General features: G+C 60.8%; 18 protein-coding genes and 1 pseudogene. 4 read left to right on the top strand and 15 right to left on the bottom strand.

What is annotated here, in order from left to right:
• Positions 1 to 24 precede the first annotated feature (24 nt).
• From BMX59_RS08390 to arnC, 12 genes are all read right to left on the bottom strand, one after another.
• Entirely contained in the window at positions 25 to 1,176 is a 1,152-nt protein-coding gene (locus BMX59_RS08390) for an acyl-CoA dehydrogenase family protein (protein ID WP_092243608.1), read from the bottom strand.
• A gap of 3 nt (positions 1,177 to 1,179) precedes the next feature.
• Entirely contained in the window at positions 1,180 to 2,283 is a 1,104-nt protein-coding gene (locus BMX59_RS08385; protein ID WP_092243605.1) for an enoyl-CoA hydratase/isomerase family protein, read from the bottom strand.
• Positions 2,284 to 2,424: 141 nt separating this feature from the next.
• Positions 2,425 to 3,135: an HPP family protein gene (locus tag BMX59_RS08380; RefSeq protein ID WP_093121009.1), complete on the bottom strand. Its 711-nt coding sequence runs from the start codon at positions 3,133 to 3,135 to the stop codon at positions 2,425 to 2,427.
• A 175-nt stretch (positions 3,136 to 3,310) separates the two neighbouring features.
• Positions 3,311 to 3,544, bottom strand: coding sequence for a type VI secretion system contractile sheath small subunit (locus BMX59_RS08375; protein WP_139212853.1), 234 nt, complete (start codon positions 3,542 to 3,544; stop codon positions 3,311 to 3,313).
• A 168-nt stretch (positions 3,545 to 3,712) separates the two neighbouring features.
• Positions 3,713 to 5,335 carry an ArnT family glycosyltransferase gene (locus BMX59_RS08370; protein WP_093121008.1) on the bottom strand — a complete coding sequence of 541 codons (1,623 nt, stop codon included), beginning with the start codon at positions 5,333 to 5,335 and terminating at the stop codon, positions 3,713 to 3,715.
• A 3-nt stretch (positions 5,336 to 5,338) separates the two neighbouring features.
• Entirely contained in the window at positions 5,339 to 6,718 is a 1,380-nt protein-coding gene (locus BMX59_RS08365) for a UDP-glucose dehydrogenase family protein (protein ID WP_092243595.1), read from the bottom strand.
• Positions 6,715 to 7,128 carry a 4-amino-4-deoxy-L-arabinose-phosphoundecaprenol flippase subunit ArnF gene (gene arnF, locus BMX59_RS08360; protein ID WP_092243593.1) on the bottom strand — a complete coding sequence of 138 codons (414 nt, stop codon included), beginning with the start codon at positions 7,126 to 7,128 and terminating at the stop codon, positions 6,715 to 6,717. The genes BMX59_RS08365 and arnF overlap by 4 nt, the downstream gene beginning before the upstream one ends.
• Positions 7,125 to 7,472, bottom strand: a complete 348-nt coding sequence (gene arnE, locus BMX59_RS08355) for a 4-amino-4-deoxy-L-arabinose-phosphoundecaprenol flippase subunit ArnE (protein ID WP_071488305.1) — start codon at positions 7,470 to 7,472, stop codon at positions 7,125 to 7,127. The genes arnF and arnE overlap by 4 nt, the downstream gene beginning before the upstream one ends.
• Positions 7,469 to 9,124, bottom strand: a complete 1,656-nt coding sequence (gene arnT / locus BMX59_RS08350) for a lipid IV(A) 4-amino-4-deoxy-L-arabinosyltransferase (RefSeq protein WP_093121007.1) — start codon at positions 9,122 to 9,124, stop codon at positions 7,469 to 7,471. The genes arnE and arnT overlap by 4 nt, the downstream gene beginning before the upstream one ends.
• A complete protein-coding gene (arnD, locus tag BMX59_RS08345) occupies positions 9,121 to 10,005 on the bottom strand; it encodes a 4-deoxy-4-formamido-L-arabinose-phosphoundecaprenol deformylase (RefSeq protein WP_093121006.1) in 885 nt (294 codons plus the stop codon). Before arnD ends, arnT begins: the two co-directional genes overlap by 4 nt.
• A complete protein-coding gene (gene arnA / locus BMX59_RS08340) occupies positions 10,005 to 11,996 on the bottom strand; it encodes a bifunctional UDP-4-amino-4-deoxy-L-arabinose formyltransferase/UDP-glucuronic acid oxidase ArnA (RefSeq protein WP_071488308.1) in 1,992 nt (663 codons plus the stop codon). Before arnA ends, arnD begins: the two co-directional genes overlap by 1 nt.
• Before the next feature lie 2 nt (positions 11,997 to 11,998).
• Positions 11,999 to 13,024, bottom strand: coding sequence for an undecaprenyl-phosphate 4-deoxy-4-formamido-L-arabinose transferase (arnC, locus tag BMX59_RS08335; RefSeq protein ID WP_092243579.1), 1,026 nt, complete (start codon positions 13,022 to 13,024; stop codon positions 11,999 to 12,001).
• Positions 13,025 to 13,401: 377 nt separating this feature from the next.
• Here arnC and BMX59_RS08330 point away from each other — a divergent pair, with 377 nt between their 5' ends.
• Positions 13,402 to 14,199, top strand: coding sequence for a M949_RS01915 family surface polysaccharide biosynthesis protein (locus BMX59_RS08330; RefSeq protein WP_093121005.1), 798 nt, complete (start codon positions 13,402 to 13,404; stop codon positions 14,197 to 14,199).
• A gap of 25 nt (positions 14,200 to 14,224) precedes the next feature.
• Here BMX59_RS08330 and BMX59_RS30060 read toward each other — a convergent pair whose 3' ends face one another.
• Positions 14,225 to 14,722, bottom strand: a complete 498-nt coding sequence (locus BMX59_RS30060; RefSeq protein ID WP_092243576.1) for a hypothetical protein — start codon at positions 14,720 to 14,722, stop codon at positions 14,225 to 14,227.
• Positions 14,723 to 15,006: 284 nt separating this feature from the next.
• Here BMX59_RS30060 and xerC point away from each other — a divergent pair, with 284 nt between their 5' ends.
• Positions 15,007 to 15,921, top strand: a complete 915-nt coding sequence (gene xerC / locus BMX59_RS08320; RefSeq protein WP_093121003.1) for a site-specific integrase — start codon at positions 15,007 to 15,009, stop codon at positions 15,919 to 15,921.
• 41 nt (positions 15,922 to 15,962) lie between these two features.
• Here the strand turns inward: xerC and BMX59_RS08315 are convergent, their stop codons facing one another.
• Both BMX59_RS08315 and BMX59_RS08310 read right to left on the bottom strand, forming a co-directional pair.
• Positions 15,963 to 16,820 (bottom strand): SDR family oxidoreductase, encoded by an 858-nt coding sequence (locus BMX59_RS08315; protein ID WP_093121002.1) that lies wholly within the window; start codon positions 16,818 to 16,820, stop codon positions 15,963 to 15,965.
• Positions 16,821 to 16,959: 139 nt separating this feature from the next.
• Positions 16,960 to 18,168 (bottom strand): multidrug effflux MFS transporter, encoded by a 1,209-nt coding sequence (locus tag BMX59_RS08310; protein WP_092243563.1) that lies wholly within the window; start codon positions 18,166 to 18,168, stop codon positions 16,960 to 16,962.
• Positions 18,169 to 18,299: 131 nt separating this feature from the next.
• Here BMX59_RS08310 and BMX59_RS31035 point away from each other — a divergent pair.
• Positions 18,300 to 19,079 (top strand): annotated as a pseudogene (locus tag BMX59_RS31035) (MCP four helix bundle domain-containing protein); the annotation flags it as partial.
• The gene (locus tag BMX59_RS31030) at positions 19,074 to 19,937 is read left to right on the top strand and encodes a methyl-accepting chemotaxis protein (RefSeq protein WP_371322057.1); all 864 of its coding nucleotides are present in this window, start codon (positions 19,074 to 19,076) and stop codon (positions 19,935 to 19,937) included. The pseudogene BMX59_RS31035 and the gene BMX59_RS31030, both read left to right, overlap by 6 nt.
• Positions 19,938 to 19,995 lie beyond the last annotated feature (58 nt).

Raw genomic sequence — 19,995 nt, 5'->3', positions numbered from 1 at the left:
CACATTATTTATGTGCTGTGGCAGTCAAAGTTGGTAGTTCTTCAACTCCCTGGCAATCACCATCCGCTGAATCTCACTGGTCCCTTCGTAAATCTGCGTGATCCGCGCATCCCGGTAGTAACGCTCCACCGGATAATCCTCCAGGTATCCGTACCCACCGTGAATCTGCATCGCCGATGAGCAAACCTTCTCGGCCATTTCCGAGGCAAACAGTTTGGCCTGGGACGCTTCCGACAAGCAGGGTTTGCCGGCACTGCGCAGCCGTGCGGCGTGCAGGATCAGCAAGCGTGCGGCGTTAAGCTGGGTTTGCATGTCGGCCAGCAAATTGGCCACGCTCTGGTGCTCGATGATTGCCTTGTTGAACTGCACCCGATCACGGGCATAGGCCAGCGCTGCTTCAAATGCCGCGCGGGCGATGCCCAATGCCTGGGCGGCAATGCCGATGCGGCCACCCTCCAGGTTGGACAGCGCGATGGCCAGGCCTTTGCCACGCTCACCCAGCAGGTTGGCCTCGGGCACGCTGCACTGGTTCAGGGTCACGGCGCAGGTATCGGACGCACGGATGCCCATCTTGTGTTCGGTACGATCCACCACGAATCCCGGGGTTGCGGTGGGCACCAGGAACGCCGAGATGCCTTTCTTGCCCAGGTCGGGATCAGTCACCGCAAATACAATCGCCAGTTTGGCGCGTTTACCATTACTGACGAACTGCTTGGCCCCGTTGATTACCCACTGGCCGTCGCGCAGTTCGGCACGGGTACGCAGGTTGTGCGCTTCGGAACCGGCCTGGGGTTCGGTCAGGCAGAAGCAGCCAATCGCCTGGCCGCTGGCGAGGTCGCCCAGCCAGGTCTGTTTTTGTTCATCTGTGCCGTAGTTGAGAATCGGCCCGCAACCCACTGAATTATGGATACTCATCAGTGCGCCAGTGGCACCGTCACCTGCGGAAATCTCCTCGACGGCGAGGGCATAGGCGACGTAATCGACATAGGTGCCGCCCCATTCTTCCGGCACCACCATGCCCAGCAGGCCCAGTTCGCCCATCTTTGCCACCAGGGCGTCGTCGATCCAGCCGGCTTTCTCCCAGGCTTGGGCGTGAGGTGCGATTTCACCCCGGGCGAAGTCACGCGCCATGTCGCGGATCATTACTTGTTCTTCAGTGTATTCAATGTCTTGCATGGCTTATTTCGCAACCTTCTCGAAGTGATGAAAAAAGCTCTCAACGTGGCTGAGGGCCAGCCCGTGCAGGGTGGGCGGGTTCCAGCGCGGGCTTTTGTCTTTGTCGATGATCAGGGCGCGCACGCCTTCGATCAGGTCGCCGCGCTCGAACCATTGGCGGTCCAGGTGCAGCTCCAAGGCAAAACAGTCTTCCAGGGGCAGGCGCCGGCCGCGGCGCAACATCTCCAACGTAACGGCCATGGCAAGGGGGGAGCGGGTCAGCATGAGGGTAGCGGTGGTCAACGCCCATTCATGGCTGTCGGCCACGGTGACTTGCTGCAATTGTTCAACGATGCTCGGCACATCCGGCAGCGCGAAAAAGTGGTCGATGGCGGGGCGCAGAGCGGCCAACGGCGGATCGGGCAATTGCTGCACGGCCAGCTTGGCGAGCACGCCCTGCAGGTCTTTGAGCGGCGAGTCGTGCCATTGCAGGTGGTCGAGCTTCTGGTCAAGGTCGGCGAGCTTGTGGCTTTCCAGGTACCAATCAGCCAACCCGCAATACAGCGCGTCGGCCGCGCGGATCTGTACCCCGGTCACGCCCAGGTAGATCCCCAGTTCGCCGGGGATGCGCGGCAGAAAGTAGCTGCCACCCACGTCAGGGAAATAACCGATGGCCACTTCCGGCATCGCCAGGCGGCTGCGCTCGGTGACTACGCGCAAATCAGCGCCCTGCACCAGGCCCATGCCGCCGCCGAGGACAAACCCGTCCATCAGTGCCACGACTGGCTTGCGGTAGTGGTGGATGGCCAGATCCAGAGCATATTCCTCGACGAAGAAGTCCTGGTGCAGGGTGTCGCCGTTCTTGAAGCTGTCGTACAGAGAACGGATATCGCCACCTGCACAGAAGGCTTTTTCACCGGCACCGCGCAGGACCACGGCATACACCTGCGGATCGTCAGCCCATGCCTGCAAATGGGACGTGAGGCTGCGCACCATGTCCAGGGTAATGGCATTCAAGCCGGCGGGGCGATTGAGGGTGAGGTGGCCGATATGGTTGCGGACCTCGGCGAGGACTTCGTCCTGAAGTACTTGGGCGTGGCTTGCTTCGGATGAAACCTGAGCAGTCATCGATAACTCCCTGCTTTTATTGTTCTTTATCAAGATGTTCACGGATGAACCTTCTCGCGATCGTACCAGTGCAAATTTGCCTAGTACAACCTTCAATCCTGCAGGTCGTTTTTGCATTTATGCAGCAAGCGCACGACCGGCTCAGGGTAACCGGCTGGCCAGTGTTTCGCCGATGCTACGGCGCCTGGCGTGGGTTTGCGCCGCGTGGATGAGTTGTTCCAGTTCGCTGGGCTCCACATCGTAGAACCGCTCCATTTGCGCCAGCGCCAGTGTCAAATCAGCGGCGGTAATACCAGGGTCTCGGTCGGCCCTGGGGCTGAACGGTAGCGGTGCCGGTGCTTCCACCGCGCCTTTGGGATAACGCGTGCGCGTGGCGTTGTTATACGCCAGTGCGCAGGCCAGCAGCGCACCGGCGCCGAGCAATACCGCACCCAGCTCATACCAGCCCAGGGCGGCGGACGCCGGGTCTGCCAGGACCAGTGTCATGGCCAGGCCACCGGCGGGCGGGTGCAGGCAGCGCAACCAGCACATCAGTATTACGGTCATGCCGGCCGCCAGGCAGGCGCCGCCCAGGGACGGGCCGAGGACACGGGTGACCAGCAAGGCAATCACGCCTGCGCACAGGTAGCTGCCGATAATCGACCAGGGTTGCGCCAAGGCACCCGATGACACGGCGAACAACAGGACGGCCGACGCACCCAGCGGGCCAAGCAGGTGCAACGCGACATCCATGCCAAACACCTGGGAGCACAACCAGACGCTGAACAAGGTGCCAAGGGCCATGCCGATCGCGGCACGGCTCCATTCGGTGGGGCGGGTATTGATAGCAGCGGGGAACCAGCGAGCGAGCATTGGGAGGCAGTCCATAAACAGCGGGCAAAAAAAAGGCTTGTCTGGTTGCCCGGAAAAGCCCTTTGAAAGTTCCAACATTTGGGGGAAGGAACCCATGCAGTGTGCCGCGCGTGGAACAGAGGCGCCAATGCATATTAATGAGGGTTGAATGCAAAAATAATGAATTGGAATACGGTCAGACTACTATCGAGCAGCAGACTTTACCCAGCACCCGATTACTGAACTCTTCATCGAAAAAACGCTTGCGCAGGTTCTCCTGCAAACCGGGTTCACTGGCCAGCGGGCCTTTCAACGCCACCAACGCGTCGCGCAACCCCATCAGCCGGTCCAGCGGTGGCAGGGGAATATAGCCGACATGCACTTCGGTGCTGGTCAAGGCTGGGTTATCAAGCGAAGCATCATCTGGCACGGCGTTGTCCTCTCGTCCTTGTGGTCACCCATGACCTGTGGCGGTACATGAATACCGCACCAGGCAAGCGAGTTTACCGTTGGGTTTTGGACGCAGGAAAGAGAAACGGCACCAGTTATTACGTAAAGCTGCGTGGGAATTTTCCGCGCCGGCAGCGCTGGCGCAGACTCAAGGTTGCACAGGTTTGGCCAGGTGCAGCAGCACGTAAGGGTTGCGGTCGAATTCGCCGGTCAGGGTCGGCGTGATGGAACGAAAGCGCGGGTCTTGCAAGCCTTCGTAATCCACTTGGCTCATCACCAGCCAGGCGGGTCCCTGGAGTGGCTTGAGGTCGGCGGCTTGCTGAGTGAACAACGGCACTTGGTCGCAATCGAGGTTGACCATGTACTTGATGGCCTTGGCGTCTTTGCCCAAGCCATGCAGCACCACCGGCGCGCGTTGCTGCATCACCTGCTCATGAACCTGCAAGGTAAAGGTGCGGGTGTCGTAGATACTGCGCTCCAGCGGCTCGACCACCAGGATATAGGAGGCCCACACTGCCAGCACCGCGGCAAAAGCCGGTCCGACCGCACGCAGGCGGCTCTTGAAGAGTGTCACCAAGGCCAGCACCTGCAGGCCGCCCAGCACGCCCAACACCCAGCCGAGATGGCTCAACTGCTCAGGGTAGCGCGGTCGTGCCAACAGCAGGCCGACGATCAACAGCGTCGGCAACAACGTCCAGATCCCCAGCATCAGCCCACGCAGCCCGGCGAAGAGCCGTCCGTGTGCGACCTGGAACGGGTATGCCGCAATGATCGCCGCCATGGGCAACATCGGCAGCACGTAACGTGCTTTTTTCGCCTGGGGAATCGACAGGCCGACCATCACCAGCAAGCCTGCGGCGGCGCAATACCACACCAACTGCAATGCCGGTCCCGGCGCGCGGCGCCCGCTGAGCACCATGGCCAGCAGTACCAGCAGTGCCATCGGATACGCCAAGGCGTAATTGCCCAGCGAACTGGTGAAGTAGTACAGCAGGCCGCTCGAGCCTTCGCTGCCATCCATGCGGCCGAGGAACTGCATGCGGATCACGTCCTGCATGAAGCTTTCGCCACCGCTCAACTTGGCCATCAGCAGCAACAGGCCCACGCATGCCACCAGCAGCGCCAGCGCCAGCAAGCCGAAACTGAACAGCTGGCGCCATTGCCGGTTGATCAGGTAGTAGCTGCAGAGCACGCCCGTAGGAATCACCAGGCCAATCGGCCCACGCACGGCAAAGCCCAGGATCAGCAGCAGGTACAGCCAATGCAGGCGTTTAGCGGACCGGAAGTGATCATGGGCATAACCCAGGTAGAACACCGCCAGGGCGATGGCGGCCAGCATCTGGTCGAGGGACACCGCACGGGTTTCGCTGATGAAGTTGCTGCTCAACAACAGGAGCGCAATGCTCAGCAGCCCCCAGCGCTGGGAGTAGGGCGCTGTCAGGCGATACACCAGGGTGACGATAAACGCCGAGGCGATCGCCGTGGGCAACCAGGCCGTGAGGCTGGTGACCTGGCCCAGGGGCAGTGAAACCAGCCAGGTCAACAGTGTCGAGGTGGCCAGGTAATCCGCATAAGGCTGCCCATAGGTGGTGGGGAAGACGCTGGGGCCATGACGCAGCATTTCCTGGGCAAACAACACAAAGCGCGAGTCGAAGCCGATGATTGCCTGGTGCCAGTTGCCGGCGATAAACAGCAACAACGCCAGCAATCCCAGACCAAGGGATTGGCGGCGGATCGTTGCATTCAGCGGGGACGGTTGAGCTTTGTTCACGTCTCAGGCTTCCACAACCTGTGGCAGCCACTGTTGCTGGGGAATCGGCAACTGGCAGGAATCACCGCGGCCGATCGGGTAGTACTGGAAGCCTTTGCGTGCCAAGCGCTCGCCGTCGTAGAGGTTGCGGCCGTCGAAGATCACCGGGGTTTTCAGGCGCTGGTGGATCAGGTCGAAGTCCGGCGCCTTGAATTGCTGCCATTCGGTGCAGACGATCAGCGCATCGGCACCGCCCAGTGTGGATTCGGGGGTGCCCATGAGCATCAGCCGTGGGTCATCGCCATAGATACGTTGGGTTTCCTGCATGGCTTCCGGGTCGAATGCGCGCACGTTGGCGCCGGCGGCCCACAACGCTTCCATCAGCACGCGGCTGGGAGCATCGCGCATGTCGTCGGTGTTGGGCTTGAACGCCAGGCCCCACAGGGCAAAGGTCTTGCCGCGCAGGTCGCCCTTGAAGAACGCCTTGATCCGCTCGAACAACTTGCTCTTCTGGCGCTGGTTGATGGCTTCTACCGCTTCCAGCAGGTCGCTGGAGCAGTTGGCTTGCCGGGCGCTGTGGATCAGGGCGCGCATGTCCTTGGGGAAGCACGAACCGCCGTAGCCGCAGCCAGGGTAGATAAAGTGGTAGCCGATGCGCGAGTCGGCGCCAATGCCCAGGCGCACGGCTTCGATGTCCGCCCCCAGGTGTTCGGCCAGCTCGGCGATCTGGTTGATAAAGCTGATCTTGGTCGCCAGCATGCAGTTGGCGGCGTACTTGGTCAGCTCGGCGCTGCGCAGGTCCATGAAGATGATGCGGTCGTGGTTGCGGTTGAACGGTGCGTACAGGTCGCGCATCACGTCGCGCACTTCTTCGCGCTCACAACCGATGATGATGCGGTCCGGGCGGCGGCAGTCGGCAACAGCCGAGCCCTCCTTGAGGAATTCCGGGTTGGAGACGATATCGAATTCCAGGTGCCGGCCGGCCAGGTGCAGGGCTTTTTCGATGTGGGCGCGCAGGGTGTCGCCGGTGCCGACCGGCACGGTGGATTTTTCCACCAGGATCACCGGCTCTTTGCGGTGGCGGGCGACGGCGTCGCCTACCGACAGCACGTATTTCAGGTCGGCCGAGCCGTCTTCGTCCGAAGGCGTGCCCACGGCAATGAACAGGACTTCGCCGTGTTCCACCGCCAACTTTTCATCATGGGTGAAGTGCAGCCGCCCACTCTCCAGGTTTTCCTTGACCATCGCAGCCAGCCCCGGCTCGAAGATGGTCACATGGCCTTTTTGCAGTGACTCGACCTTGTTCTTGTCAACGTCCATGCAAATGACATCGTGGCCGACTTCAGCCAACACGGTGGCCTGCACCAGACCGACGTAACCGCTACCAAATACACTGATTTTCATGGGGCATTCCTGGGACTTGTGGCGCTAGCACGACGAGAGTTGATAACCAGAACACCGAGGATGACCAAGGCCACCCCCAGGGTTTTTGAAACGGAAAAATGTTCGTTGAACACCGGCAGACTGGCCGCCAGCAGGTACACCAAGGCATAGCTGATGCTCAGTAGCGAATAGGCGCGGCCCAGCGGCAAATGCTTGAGCGCACCGAGCCAGCAGAGCATCGACAGTGCGTATGCCAGGATCGCCAGGGTCACGACGCCGAGGGCGCCCAGGTCGATGCTGTTCTGGCTTAAGGCATCCAGCCATGCGCTGGGCAGCGGCAGGCGCGTCATGCTCCAGCGCATGCCCAGTTGGGCCGCGCTGACCAGGCCGACGCTGCCCAGGGCCAGGGCAAACCCCTGGATCCGGCTCATACCTGGCGACCCAGCAGCACGACGCCGCCGATCACCAGCGCGACACCCAGCCAATGGCGGGTATCGATGTGCTCTTTGAACACAAAACGCGCGACCAGCGTGACCAGCACGAAGTTGAGGCTGAGCATCGGGTAGGCAATACCGACTTCCAGGCGTTGCAACACCAGCAGCCACACCAGCAGGCCCAGGCCCAGGCACACCAGCGCCGACCACAACCAGGGCGAGCGCAGTTTCAGCGCCCAGCCATCCGGCAGGTCGCGCCAGCGTTCCACGGCGAACTTCTGGGAGACCTGTCCCATGCAGGTGAGCAGGCAGGCGGCCAGTAACAGCAGCAAGGTGATCATTGCGCGGCCTGCGGGAAGATCAGGATCACGATGTTGCCTTGTTCGTAGCGCTTGCCGTCCTTGGGCAGCAAGTCGACTTCGGCGATTTCGTCGTCGCCCTTGACCCGCATGACCACGCCGACCGGCCCCTTTTGGCGCGCATCGCTCATCCATTGCTGGACTTGGCTGGTATCCACCTTGTGGTGCGTGGCGTCCGCGTAGGCCAGGCCGTATTTGACTTCGCCGACGGTGTTGTAGAGCGTCACGTCCGGGCGCGCCAGGCGCCATGACAGCGCCGACGCTGCGCCCAGGTCATTGCTCAGCAGGGCCGTGGCTGGTTGCAGCTCTTGCAGGTGATCAATGATGAATTGGTCAGGCGTCTTGTTGTACACCACTGAATGCGGCAGGGCAGCTGGCAACAAGGCCACCATCAGCCAACTGCCGAGTACCGGTGCGGCCCACAGGTGCAAAGGCCGGGCCGCCTGCAGCAGGTTGACCAGGATCCAGGCAAACAGAAAAGTGAACACCAACACCAGGCTGAGGGTTTCCTGGCCGTGTTCGTACACCGGCTTCTTCATTTGCAGCCAGGTCAGCGCGAGCAATGCCACTACACCGATGATCAGGTTCAGCCAGCCGTTGATGCGCAGCGCACGGCTGCGACCCTGGGCCAGTTTGTCCGCCAGGGTATTGCCCATCAACAAGGCCAGGGGCAGCAGGCACGGCATGATGTAGGACGGCAGCTTGCCCTTGGCCAGGCTGAAGAAGGCCAGGGGCATCAGCAGCCACAGCACTACAAAACCGATTTTTGCGCTGCGTTTGTCCCGCCACGCCTGTTTGAGGGTCGACGGCAACAACGCCACCCACGGCAGGCAGAACGCAACCAACAGCGGCAGGTAATACCAGAACGGCTGGGCGTGCTGGGCATCGTCACCGGCGAAGCGCTGGATATGCTCGTGCCAGAAGAAGAAATTCCAGTAGTCCGGCTCTTGCCGGTGCACCGCCAGCGCCCATGGCAAGCTGACGACAATCGCCACCACCACGGCGACCACGCCGTAGCCCAGCAGCTCACGCAAACGCTTCTGCCAGATCGCATAGGGCAGGGCGATCAACACCGGCAGCAACCACGCCAGAAAGCCCTTGGTCATAAAGCCCATGCCGCAGGCAAAACCGAGCAACGCCCAGGACCCCAGGCGCCCGTTGCGGGTGGTGCTGTCGAAGCAGAACCACAGGGCGGCTCCGGTCAGGTTGACCCAGAAGGTGAACTGCGGATCCAGATTGGCGTAGCCACCGAGCAAGGCCACGCTGACAAAACTCATGTACAGCACGGTGCTGACCAGGGTTTTGCGCGGGTCATTCCACAGCCGACGCGACACCCCGTACACCAGCAGGATGCTCAAGCCGGTGCTCAGGGCCGAGGCAAACCGCACGCCGAACAGGTTCTGCCCGAAGATCGCCTGGCCCAGCGCAATCATCCAGTAACCCGCCGCCGGTTTTTCGAAGTAGCGGATGCCCATGAAGTGCGGCGAAGCCCACTTGCCGGTCAGCAGCATTTCCTGGCTGATCTGTGCGTAGCGGGTTTCATCCGGGATCCACAGGCCATGGGTGGCCAGCGGCAGCAGGTAGAACACGCCAAACGCCAACAGAAGCAGGGGCAAGGCCCAACGGCGGATCATGCCTGCTGCACTCCGAGCCAACCCTCGCGGCCGGGCAAGGCGCCACGTACCAGTTGTTGCTGGGGGAGGGTGGTCACGTCCGCCGGCAACAGGTCGCCCAGTGGTTTGAAGTCGATGCCGCGCTGCCCGGCCTGGGCGAGCAACTGGCGAAAATCGTTGGCCATCAGAATCCCTTCCACTTCGGCGTGGATCGTATAGACATTGAGTTTCGACTCGGCAAAACGGTCGAGGATGAACCCATTGAAGTCTTTGGCAGCCACCACCGGCCCGACAACTTCGTCGAAGGTCGGCAGGTCTACCGGAATTTGTGGGGTGCCCGCACTGCCATCGGCCAGGGTTGGACGAAACAGGCTGGTGCCCCGGCAATCGCTGTTGTAGCGAAAGTTGAAACCTTGCTTGGCTTGCACCACGCGCTCATCCGCGCGCCAACCGGCGGCGGCGGAACAGTCGATGCGCTCACCGAGGATGTCGCTGAGGGTGTCGACGCCACGGCGGATCTGCTCGATCAACTGCGCCTCGCTCCAGCGCCCGGTATTGGCCTGCCAGCCGTGATGATCCCAGGCGTGCAGGCCCACTTCGTGCCCGGCGGCCTTGGCCTGGCGCATCAAATGCCCGAGGTCACGGCCGATCGGCTTGCCCGGCCAGGCGGTGCCGGCGAGCAGGATGTCCAGGCCATACAGGCCGACCGCATTGGAACGCAGCATCTTCCACAGGAATTGCGGGCGGATGAGACGCCACAAGTGGCGCCCCATGTTGTCAGGCCCGACACTGAAGAAGAACGTTGCCTTCACCGAGGCTTCATCCAGGGACTCGAGCAACCGTGGCACACCTTCACGGGTGCCGCGGTAGGTGTCGACGTCGATGCGAAGACCTGCATCCATTACTTTTTGTCCGCGATTTCGAGCATGGCTTCACGCAGGAAGAAGTCCAGGGTGTTGCCGATGGTTTCGCTCATTTCCACGGTCGGCTCCCAGTCCAGCAGGCGCTTGGCGTTTTCGATGCTTGGCTTGCGGTGCGCCACGTCCTGGTAACCGGTGCCGTAGAACGCCTTGCTTTCTACGTCGCGGAAACCGGCGAACGGTGGGAAGTTGCCACGCAACGGGTGCGCTTCGAACTGACGCAGCAGTTCTTCGCCCAACTGACGGATGCTGGCTTCGTTTTCCGGGTTGCCGATATTGATGATCTGGCCGTCGCACACGCCGTTTTCGTTATCAATGATGCGAGCCAGGGCTTCGATGCCGTCAGCGATGTCGGTAAAGCAACGCTTCTGCTCGCCGCCGTCGAACAGGCGGATCGGCGTACCTTCCACCAGGTTCAGGATCAATTGGGTGATTGCGCGGGAGCTGCCGATACGCGCCGAATCCAGGCGGTCCAGGCGTGGGCCCATCCAGTTGAACGGACGGAACAGGGTGAATTTCAGGCCCTTGTCACCGTACGCCCAGATCACACGGTCCAGCAGCTGCTTGGAAACCGAGTAGATCCAGCGCTGTTTGTTGACCGGACCCACCACCAGATTGGAGGTGTCTTCGTCGAAGTACTGGTCCTGGCACATGCCATAGACTTCGGAGGTCGACGGGAAGATCACGCGCTTGTTGTACTTGACGCAGTAGCGCACCAGCTTGAGGTTTTCTTCGAAGTCCAGTTCGAACACGCGCAGCGGGTTGCGGGTGTATTCGATTGGCGTGGCGATGGCCACCAGCGGCAGGACCACGTCGCACTTCTTGATGTGGTACTCGATCCACTCGGTGTGGATGCTGATATCGCCTTCGACGTAATGGAAGTTCGGGTGGCTGCGCAGGCGCTCGATGGCGTCCGAGCCGATGTCCAGGCCGTAGATTTCATAACGGTCGTCGCGCAGCAGGCGCTCGGACAGGTGGTTGCCGATAAAGCCGTTCACACCCAGGATCAGTACCCGGGTACGCCGTGGCTTGCGGCCGGACTCGGCGCCGCGCAGTACGGAACCGTCGACCAGGCCCAGTGCGTCCGCCAGGGCTGGGCCGGCGAGGAACAGGCCGTCGGCGTTGCGCTGGCCGAACTTGACCACCAGGGAGTCTTCACCGCAGGCGATGCGCAGCGGGTTGACGCTGATCACACGGCCCGGCGCCAGGCCTTCGTTGCCCTTGACCACTTCGGCCTGCCAGACGATCAACTTGTGTTCGCCCACGGCGCAGAAGGCGCCTGGGTACGGTTGGGTCACGGCGCGCACCAGGTTGAACAGTTCTTCAGCCGGTTTTTTCCACTCCAGCTTGCCATCGGCGGCAGTGCGGCGGCCGAAGTAAGTGGCCTGGCTTTCGTCCTGGGCGGTTTCCGTCAGCTTGCCCTGGGCCAGTTGCGGCAGGGCGTCGCGCAGCAGGGTGCTGGCGGCGTCGCGCAGTTTGGCGTGCAGGGTCAGGCCGGTGTCGTTGCGTTCGATGATGACTTTCTGCTGGGCCAGGATCGCGCCGGCATCGGCACGCTTGACCATGCGGTGCAGGGTCACGCCGGTTTCGGTCTCGCCGTTGACCAGTACCCAGTTGGCCGGGGCGCGGCCACGGTATTTCGGCAGCAACGAGCCGTGCAGGTTGAACGCGCCTTTGCTGGCGGTGGCCAGCAGGGCCTCGCTGAGCAGGTTGCGGTAGTAGAACGAGAAAATGTAGTCCGGGTTCAGCTTGGCGATGCGCTCGATCCACAGCGGGTGGTTGGCGTCTTCCGGGGCGTGCACCGGGATGCCATTGCGCGCGCACAGTTGTGCGACGGAACCGTAGAAGTTGTTTTCCTTGGGGTCATCGGCATGGGTGAACACGGCAGCAATTTCGTAACCGGTGTTGAGCAGCGCTTCAATGCCTGCACAACCAATATCGTGGTACGCGAATACAACAGCTTTTGAACTCATGATTAGACCTGATCAGCAGAAGTAGAAGTATGGGAGGACACCAGGCCGTCCACGACGACCACGGGAGCCGGTGCTGCCGGTTGGTTGCGCAGCACCTTTTCGATAAAGAAGCGCGGACGGGCGCGCACGTCGCTGTACATGCGGCCCAGGTATTCACCCAAGAGGCCCATGCCGATGAACTGGCCGCCGGTGAACACGAACAACACCGCGAACAGCACGAACAAACCGTCGCCAGCCCAGTCGGCGCCAAAGGCCAGGCGCAGGATGATCAATGCGAAGGCAAACAGCACACCCAGCGCCGCCAGGCTGAAGCCGACGATGGACAGCAGTCGCAGTGGGGTAGTGGTCATGCAGGTCAGCAAGTCGAACATCAGGCTGATCAGGCGCATGGCGCTGTATTTGGATTCGCCGTGTTCCCGCTCGGCGTGGTGCACCAGGATTTCCGTGGTGTGCCGGGCAAAGCCGTTGGCCAGGATCGGGATGAAGGTGCTGCGCTCACGGCAGGCGAGCATCGCGTCGACAATGGTGCGGCGGTAGGCGCGCAGCATGCAGCCGTAGTCGCTCATGGCAACGCCGGTGGAACGCTGCACGGCCAGGTTGATCAGGCGCGATGGCCAGCGGCGGAAGGCCGAGTCCTGGCGATTGTTGCGCACGGTGGCAACCACGTCGTAGCCCAGGGCCGCTTGCTCGACCAGGCGCGGGATTTCTTCGGGCGGGTTTTGCAGGTCGGCGTCGAGGGTGATCACCACTTCGCCTCGGCATTGCTCGAAACCGGCCATGATCGCCGCGTGCTGGCCGTAGTTGCGGTTGAGAATTACCGCGACCACGTTGCTGCCGTCTTCCGAGGCGGCGTCTTCCAGCAGTTGGGCCGAATTGTCGCGGCTACCGTCATCCACCAGGATGATTTCGTATTCGTAGGCCAGTTGCTTGCAGGCTGCGGTGGTACGGCGCAGCAATTCAGGCAGGCTCTCTTGTTCGTTGTAGACCGGGATAACGATCGACACGCAATGAATAGGGTAGGGTTTCAAAGATTCATGACCTCGGGGTTAGAGCAACTTGGAGCGTGGAAACAGCAGTAATCATTAGGCAAACGTCCACAACGCAGGTGAGAAAGCGGCACTGAAGATAGAGCGTAATCAAGAGGTTAGACGATATAGCGCGGTTTGCTATGAAGTGCTGTATCCAAGATTAAGCGTAAAAATGTGGAACAGATATGAAAGGCAGATGAAAAACTCGTTTATTTGACAGGTAGACAGCTAGGGTTCAGCTAAGTGGACGAGGTGCCAGGCAATGCGTCCGGGCGAGCGCAACGCAATGTTATTCAATCCGGTGTTCAGTAAAGAATATTCTCTGCAATGCCCGCCAAGTGCCGGTAAAGTAAGCCGTCTCTTGCCAGGGTGAACGGATGAATAGCGTGCAGCTTTTACGCGGCCAATTGCGGCCAGTGTTGATGGGGTTGTTGATGAGCGTCGCGTGCATCACCACCGTACGCGCCGATGATGGGGTGGCGCTGACCAGCATCGACCAGGTGCCGGACGGCGTGGAAGTGCGCGGCAAGCAGATCGCCGCGTATACCTGGGACGATAAACAAGGCAAGAACCTGCTGGTGCTCGCCGAACAAGTCAGCGAGCGCGATGACGACGGCACCCAGTCGGCATTCGTGTATGCGGCCCAGTACCTGATCGACGGCAACCGCCCCAAGCGCGTGTGGATGCTCTACGACGATGTGCAGCACTGCGAATTCGATGCGTCCCTGCGCTTTGACAGGGCTGCAACCAAAATCACCGACCTCACTGGCGACGGCATCACCCAGGCCACCGTGGGCTATTCGCGCACCTGCACCAGTGATGTCAGCCCCAACGAATTCAAGTTGATCATGCACGTCGGCAAGTCGCAGAAGTACCGCCTGCGTGGGGTCGACCGCGTCGGTGCGGCCTGGTGGGACGAAGAGGCCGGCGCCCTGCGCGGCATGCCGCTGCCCAAGGACTGCAGCGTGGCCGCTCAGCAGGCGCTGGTCAGCCAGTACAAGGAGCAGGGCACCGAGTTGCCGTTGCCGGGGTGTTATGGCGATGAGAAGGACTTTGCCAAGGCGCCCGCTCCGTACTTGGATTTCATGCGCACCCAATGGTTTGCGTTGATGCAGAAACAGGATGAGACTTGGAGCCAACCGCAAACCGAGGACGGCCCGGTTGAGCCCGACTAGCTGCCAAGGCCTCAAGGTAAAACCATCAGTATTTTTTTTGCTGCATATTTTCGACATCTGAAAGCAATTGCAGATTCTGAGCGAAAGCCGGCGTGCCATGTTCATTCTTCTGCACGCCCTGTAACGCTTTCAGTGCAATGGCTGTCGTTTGATTGTTGACCGTTTGGGCCAATGCCTGCATTTCATTGCTTTTGCCGTTCCCAGTCGCTACATGATTGCGCAGGTTGAGCATTGTCTGGCGCAATGTTTGAGTGTCTTTGCCTGTTATAGCGGCTGGATATCGGGTTGAAAATCGCTCTATCTTTTCGATTTTTCTATCGAGCGCATTGACCTGCTTATTGATCTGGTTGAAGTCATCCCGGGAGATATCAACCTTGGCTTTGTTTTCCACCGTCGCAAAATACGAGGGGGCATACAGTGTTGTGTTGTACGCAGGGGGCTGGCTGTCTGGAGCAATGGATGAGTGCTTGACAGCCCAGGGATTAGGGTTCGCATAACGCGAGGTAGGAGTGTCAATAGGCATAAAGTGACCTTTGTCTGAGTGAATGAGCAGGGATGAAAAGCTGAAAATAAAGCAAGGCGCCTACAAAGCAGCATAGGAAAATGCTTCGACCGGTAGTGATTAGGCTTATCGCTCCATAGGACAATAAGGCGCGTACCTGACGCGTTGACGCACCGCCTCGCGGTACGTTTCAGTACTTTGTACCAGCGGCACTCATGGGCTAGACTTCTTTGCTCTGTTCAATCGTAAATATGTCGATTTAACAATCAGTTAAATGGTGTATTTAAACCAAAGGCTGATCTAGCTTGACTGAGTCTATCCGCAACCCACTGACCCTCTACCTCACCCGCTTGGCCCCCTCCAGCCAATTGACCATGCGCTACGTGCTGCAAGATGCGGCCGATCGCCTGGGCTTCGAGGACATCAACCTCGAAGACATCGACTGGCACTTGCTGCAGCCCGAACACGTCATTGCCCTGGTCGCCGCCTTGCGCGAAGACGGTTATGCGCCGAATACCTCCTCGTTGTATGTGAACGCGGTGCGCGGGGTGATGAATGAGGCGTGGCGCCTGAACCTGATCAGCCAGGAGCACCTGTTGCGCATGCGCACGGTCAAGGCTGCACCCGGCACGCGCCTGGGCCAGGGCCGCAACCTGCGGCGCAGCCTGATCCGCGAAATGATGGAAGTCTGCGCCGCCGACCCACGGCCCCAGGGCCTGCGGGACGCCGCGGTGATCGGTATTCTCTACGGCTCCGGCATGCGCAAGTCGGAATCGGTCAACCTCGACCTGGCCCAGATCAACTTCGAAGAGCGCAGCCTGCGGGTGATCGGCAAGGGCAACAAGGAGTTGATCAAGTACGCGCCGGACTGGGCGTTCGCCAAATTGCAGGCGTGGCTGGCGTTTCGGCGCGATCAGCTCAAGGAGGGCGAGCAGGATGACAGTTTCCTGTTCAACCGTATCCGCCGTGGCAGCCACATCACCCGCGAGCGCATCACCAAACATGCCATTTACTACATCGCCCGCCAGCGCGGCGACCAGGTGGGCGTGAAGATCATGCCCCATGACTTCCGTCGCTCGTTCATTACCCGGGTGATCGAGGAGCATGACCTGTCGATCGCGCAAAAGCTCGCACACCATACCAATATCCAGACCACCGCCAGCTATGACGTGCGTGACGACAATGAGCGGCGGCGGGCGGTGGACCGGTTTGACCTATAGGGTTGGCGAAGGCAGCCCCCCTCAGGGGGGGCGATGCAGTTTTAGAGAATAGGTTTGCCGCCAGTGACCGCGTAGCGCGATCCGGAGATGTAGCTGGCTTCGTCCGAGGCCAACAACACATAGATCGGCGCGACTTCCACCGGTTGGCCAGGGCGGCCCAGCGGGGTTTCGCTGCCGAAGCTCTGCACATCTTCATCGGTCATGGTCGCCACGATCAACGGCGTCCAGATCGGGCCCGGGGCTACGCTGTTGACGCGTATACCCTTGCTGCCGAGCAACTGCGCCAAGCCACCGGTGAAATTGGCAATCGCACCCTTGGTGGCCGCATACGGCATCAGCGTCGGCTTGGGCATGTCTGAGTTGACGGACGTGGTGTTGATGATCGAACTGCCAGCCTTCATATGCGGCACCGCTGCCTTGCACAGGCGAAACATTGCAGTGATGTTGATATCGAAGGTCTTGACCCATTCCTCGTCCGAGATTTCTTCAAGAGTCTCGTGGCTCATCTGGAACGCTGCGTTATTGACCAGCACGTCGATACGACCGAATTGCTCGACCGTTTTATCGACCAGTTCTTGGCACACGCTTTTCTGAGCGATATCGCCGGGCAGCAGCAGGCATTGGCGACCAGCTTCCTCGACCCAACGCGCAGTTTCCCTGGCGTCCTCGTGCTCATCCAGATAAGCGATGGCCACATCGGCGCCTTCACGGGCAAACGCGATGGCGACGGCGCGCCCAATGCCGCTGTCGGCCCCCGTGATCAGGGCGATCTTGTTGGCCAACCGTCCGGAGCCCTTGTAGCTCTGTTCACCGCAATCCGGGTACGGGTCCATTTTCTTCTGCGAACCAGGTACGGTCTGCGCTTGGGGGGCGAAGGGAGGGCGAGGGTAATCAGTCATGTCAATCTCCATAGTTTCCAACGTGGCTATGGGATTAGTAGTTGCCGGCCGGTTGATAGTTGTAACGGATGCCGCCGAGGGCCGACGAGTGGTTGGCGTTGGCCCCAGGCAACGCCAACCTCAAGTGCATGGGCCGCCCTCAGGACGAGGGTGGGGCGCTCGCCAGGTGAGCCGGCAGGCGCCGCAGTGTCCACACCGTGGTGAACATCGCCGCTATGGCGCACAGCGCAATCCCGATCAGCATCGGCGCCGGCGTGTGATCGGCGAACACCCCGATCAGGGTCATGGACAGGGCCCCGATGATCATCTGGATCGCACCGAGCAAGGCCGAGGCAGAACCGGCCACGGCACCATGATCCTCCAGGGACAATACCCCGGCGGCCGGCAGCAGCAGGCCGAGAAAGCCGAAGCCGATAAACAGCGAGGCCATGGTCAGGGCCAGGCTGTCGACCCACAGCGTAGTGACGGCCAGGACAGCCATCACTGCAGCCACAGCCGCTACCGACCAAAGAATCAACGGCGCCAGGCCAAAGCGCGCACTGAGGCGCGCAGTGAGTTGGCTCATGGCGAAAAACGACGCGGCATTCAACGCAAAGGCCAGGCTGAACTGCGTGGGTGTGAGGCCGTAATGCTCGATGTACACGAACGGCGCGCTGCCGATAAACACGAAGAAGGTCGCCAGGCCAAAGCCGCACACCACCGACAGGCCGATGAATACCGGGTCACGCAACAACGCGCCATAACTGCTGAAGGCACTGCCCAGGGTCTTGCCCAACCGGCGTTCGGCAGGGTGGGTTTCGGGCAGTTGCACGATGGTCATTACCAGACACGCCAGCGCGAGCACCGCCAGCACGGCGAATACTTCGCGCCAGCTCCACAGCGAAATCACCAGGCTGCCGGCCAATGGCGCGAGAATCGGCGAGACGCTCATCACCAGCATCAGCAAGGACATCAACTTCGCGGCCTCATGCCCCGTGTACAGGTCACGCACGATGGCCCGGGGAATCACCATGCCGGCGCATGCGCCGAAAGCCTGCAGGGCGCGAAAGGCAATCAGGGTTTCGATCGTCGGCGCCAAGGCGCATCCGACACTGGCCACGGCAAAAATCACCAGGCCGGCATAGATCGGCGGTTTGCGCCCGAATACATCGCTGACCGGCCCGTAGAACAACTGGCATACGCCGACGATCACGAAGAACACCGTCAGGCTCATCTGCACCCGCGCCGGCGAGGCATGCAGGCTCGCGCCGAGGGTCGGCAGTGCGGGCAGGTAGATGTCGATGGCGAAAGGGCCGACGGCGGTGATCAACCCCAGTAGCAGGGCGAGGTGGGCGATACGTCGAGACATGAGCGGTTCCGCACGGAAAAGGGCGGTCAGCTTAAGGGATCCACGCAGATCCGCAAACTTAGGCTTCAATAACCAGGGACGGTGGCCGATAACATCAGAAGCGGGGCGTCTGCGGTTGGGCTCCCAACCGGATGACCAGGCAAGGGGATTTTTGCATGACGATCAAACTACGCTTGATGTTGTTGATAGCGACTGGCTTGCTCACTGCTTTGATCATGAGCCTTACCGGTTACCTGGGCAATTCACGGATGGGCGATGCCGTACAGGACAGCGAGGTCAGCATGACGGTGCTGCGCAACCACATGGAAGCCGACATGATGCACGACGCCCTGCGCGCCGATGTGCTGTCGGCGATGCTGGTGGGCCTGGGCAAAAGCACCAGCACACCGGCCGAGGTCAACGCTTCGCTCAAGGAACACGCCGAACACTTTCGCCAGGTACTGTCGGATAACCTCGCGCTTCCGCTGGACGCTGCGCTCAAGGCCAACCTGGAAAAAATCAAACCGAGCCTGGACAACTACATCGCCACCGGTGAGCGCATCGTCGCCCTGGCGCTGGACAGTCCCGAAGCCGCTCGCGCGGAACTGGGCACGTTCAATGCCGCTTTCACCCAGCTTGAAGATCAAATGGCCGCGCTGAGCGAACTGATCGAGACCAACACCCAGCAGACAAGTGTCGGCACACGGCAGACCATCAGCAACGCCAATTTCACCCTGGGCGCAGTGTTGATCGCCAGCCTTTTACTGCTGTTGGCCCAGGGGCGCTGGGTGATGCTCAGCATCATGGCGCCATTGCAGGCCGCCAGCCGCATTGCCGCCAGCATTGCGCGGGGCAACTTGAGCGAAGCGATTGTCGAACCCCGGCGCAAAGATGAAGCCAGCGCCTTGATTCGCAGCCTCGCCACCATGCAACGGGACTTGCGCGGCATGATCGAAGTGGTGCGCAGCAACGCCCACGGCGTCAGTGGCATGAGCGAGCAACTGAGCCACGGCTGCCATGAAGTGGCCGGCAGCAGCCAGCAACAGAGTGCGGCGGCCAGCACCATGGCTGCGGCCGCGAGTGAAATGACCGCCAGTATCGAGGAAATCACTCGGCATGCCGGGCGCGCATTGGACATGGCCAACCAGGCTGAGACCTTGGCCAAGGACGGTGGGCGGGTGATTCATCAGGTGGTCAACGACATGGGCGGCATTGCCCGCTCCGCGCAGCAGTCGGCCCAGGTGATTCGTACGCTGGACAAGGAGTCCGAGGCAATTTTCAGCATTATCCAAGTGATCAAGGGGATCGCCGACCAGACCAACCTGCTGGCCCTGAATGCCGCGATCGAGGCCGCCCGCGCCGGTGAACAGGGGCGGGGGTTCGCAGTGGTCGCCGATGAAGTTCGCAGTCTGGCCGGCCGCACCAGTGCTTCCACCCTGGAAATCGCCAGCATGGTCCAGCGTATCCAGCAGAGCACGCGCGAAGCGGTGACCAGCATGGAGGAGGGCGTGGCTCAGGTGGATAAGGGCATGGCGGTGACCGCCGAGGTGGAGCGGGCGATTCGCGAGATTCTGCAAGCCACCTTGAACACCACGGAAATGGTCAACGATATCTCCCGCACCATTGGTGAACAGAGCCTGGCCAGCAACGAAATTGCGCACCAGGTGGAGATGATTGCGGGCATGTCGGAAAACAACAGTCGCGTCATTGGCCAAACGGCGTCGACAACGGATGAGTTGTCCGGCCTGGCCGGTAAGCTTTCGCAGTCAGTTGATCGGTTTCATTTGTAACCTATTGATTTAACTCAACTAAATAGTCATTTAGTTGAGTTGGCAATCAGGGCAGGGG

It is taken from the genome of Pseudomonas sp. NFR09, from assembly GCF_900111535.1.
Taxonomy (GTDB): Bacteria; Pseudomonadota; Gammaproteobacteria; order Pseudomonadales; family Pseudomonadaceae; genus Aquipseudomonas; species Aquipseudomonas extremorientalis.
The sequence above is the reverse complement of the archived record's forward strand: the minus strand, read 5'-3'. Positions and strand labels throughout refer to the sequence as shown.

What these genes read in the sequence shown, in the direction of transcription:
- BMX59_RS08390 (WP_092243608.1), bottom strand. Translation starts at nt 1,176, where the DNA reads ATGCAAGACATTGAATACACTGAAGAACAAGTAATGATCCGCGACATG.
- BMX59_RS08385 (WP_092243605.1), bottom strand. Translation starts at nt 2,283, where the DNA reads ATGACTGCTCAGGTTTCATCCGAAGCAAGCCACGCCCAAGTACTTCAG.
- BMX59_RS08380 (WP_093121009.1), bottom strand. Translation starts at nt 3,135, where the DNA reads ATGCTCGCTCGCTGGTTCCCCGCTGCTATCAATACCCGCCCCACCGAA.
- BMX59_RS08365 (WP_092243595.1), bottom strand. Translation starts at nt 6,718, where the DNA reads ATGAAAATCAGTGTATTTGGTAGCGGTTACGTCGGTCTGGTGCAGGCC.
- arnF (WP_092243593.1), bottom strand. Translation starts at nt 7,128, where the DNA reads ATGAGCCGGATCCAGGGGTTTGCCCTGGCCCTGGGCAGCGTCGGCCTG.
- arnE (WP_071488305.1), bottom strand. Translation starts at nt 7,472, where the DNA reads ATGATCACCTTGCTGCTGTTACTGGCCGCCTGCCTGCTCACCTGCATG.
- arnT (WP_093121007.1), bottom strand. Translation starts at nt 9,124, where the DNA reads ATGATCCGCCGTTGGGCCTTGCCCCTGCTTCTGTTGGCGTTTGGCGTG.
- arnD (WP_093121006.1), bottom strand. Translation starts at nt 10,005, where the DNA reads ATGGATGCAGGTCTTCGCATCGACGTCGACACCTACCGCGGCACCCGT.
- arnA (WP_071488308.1), bottom strand. Translation starts at nt 11,996, where the DNA reads ATGAGTTCAAAAGCTGTTGTATTCGCGTACCACGATATTGGTTGTGCA.
- BMX59_RS08330 (WP_093121005.1), top strand. Translation starts at nt 13,402, where the DNA reads ATGAATAGCGTGCAGCTTTTACGCGGCCAATTGCGGCCAGTGTTGATG.
- BMX59_RS30060 (WP_092243576.1), bottom strand. Translation starts at nt 14,722, where the DNA reads ATGCCTATTGACACTCCTACCTCGCGTTATGCGAACCCTAATCCCTGG.
- BMX59_RS08315 (WP_093121002.1), bottom strand. Translation starts at nt 16,820, where the DNA reads ATGACTGATTACCCTCGCCCTCCCTTCGCCCCCCAAGCGCAGACCGTA.
- BMX59_RS08310 (WP_092243563.1), bottom strand. Translation starts at nt 18,168, where the DNA reads ATGTCTCGACGTATCGCCCACCTCGCCCTGCTACTGGGGTTGATCACC.
- BMX59_RS31030 (WP_371322057.1), top strand. Translation starts at nt 19,074, where the DNA reads ATGCAACGGGACTTGCGCGGCATGATCGAAGTGGTGCGCAGCAACGCC.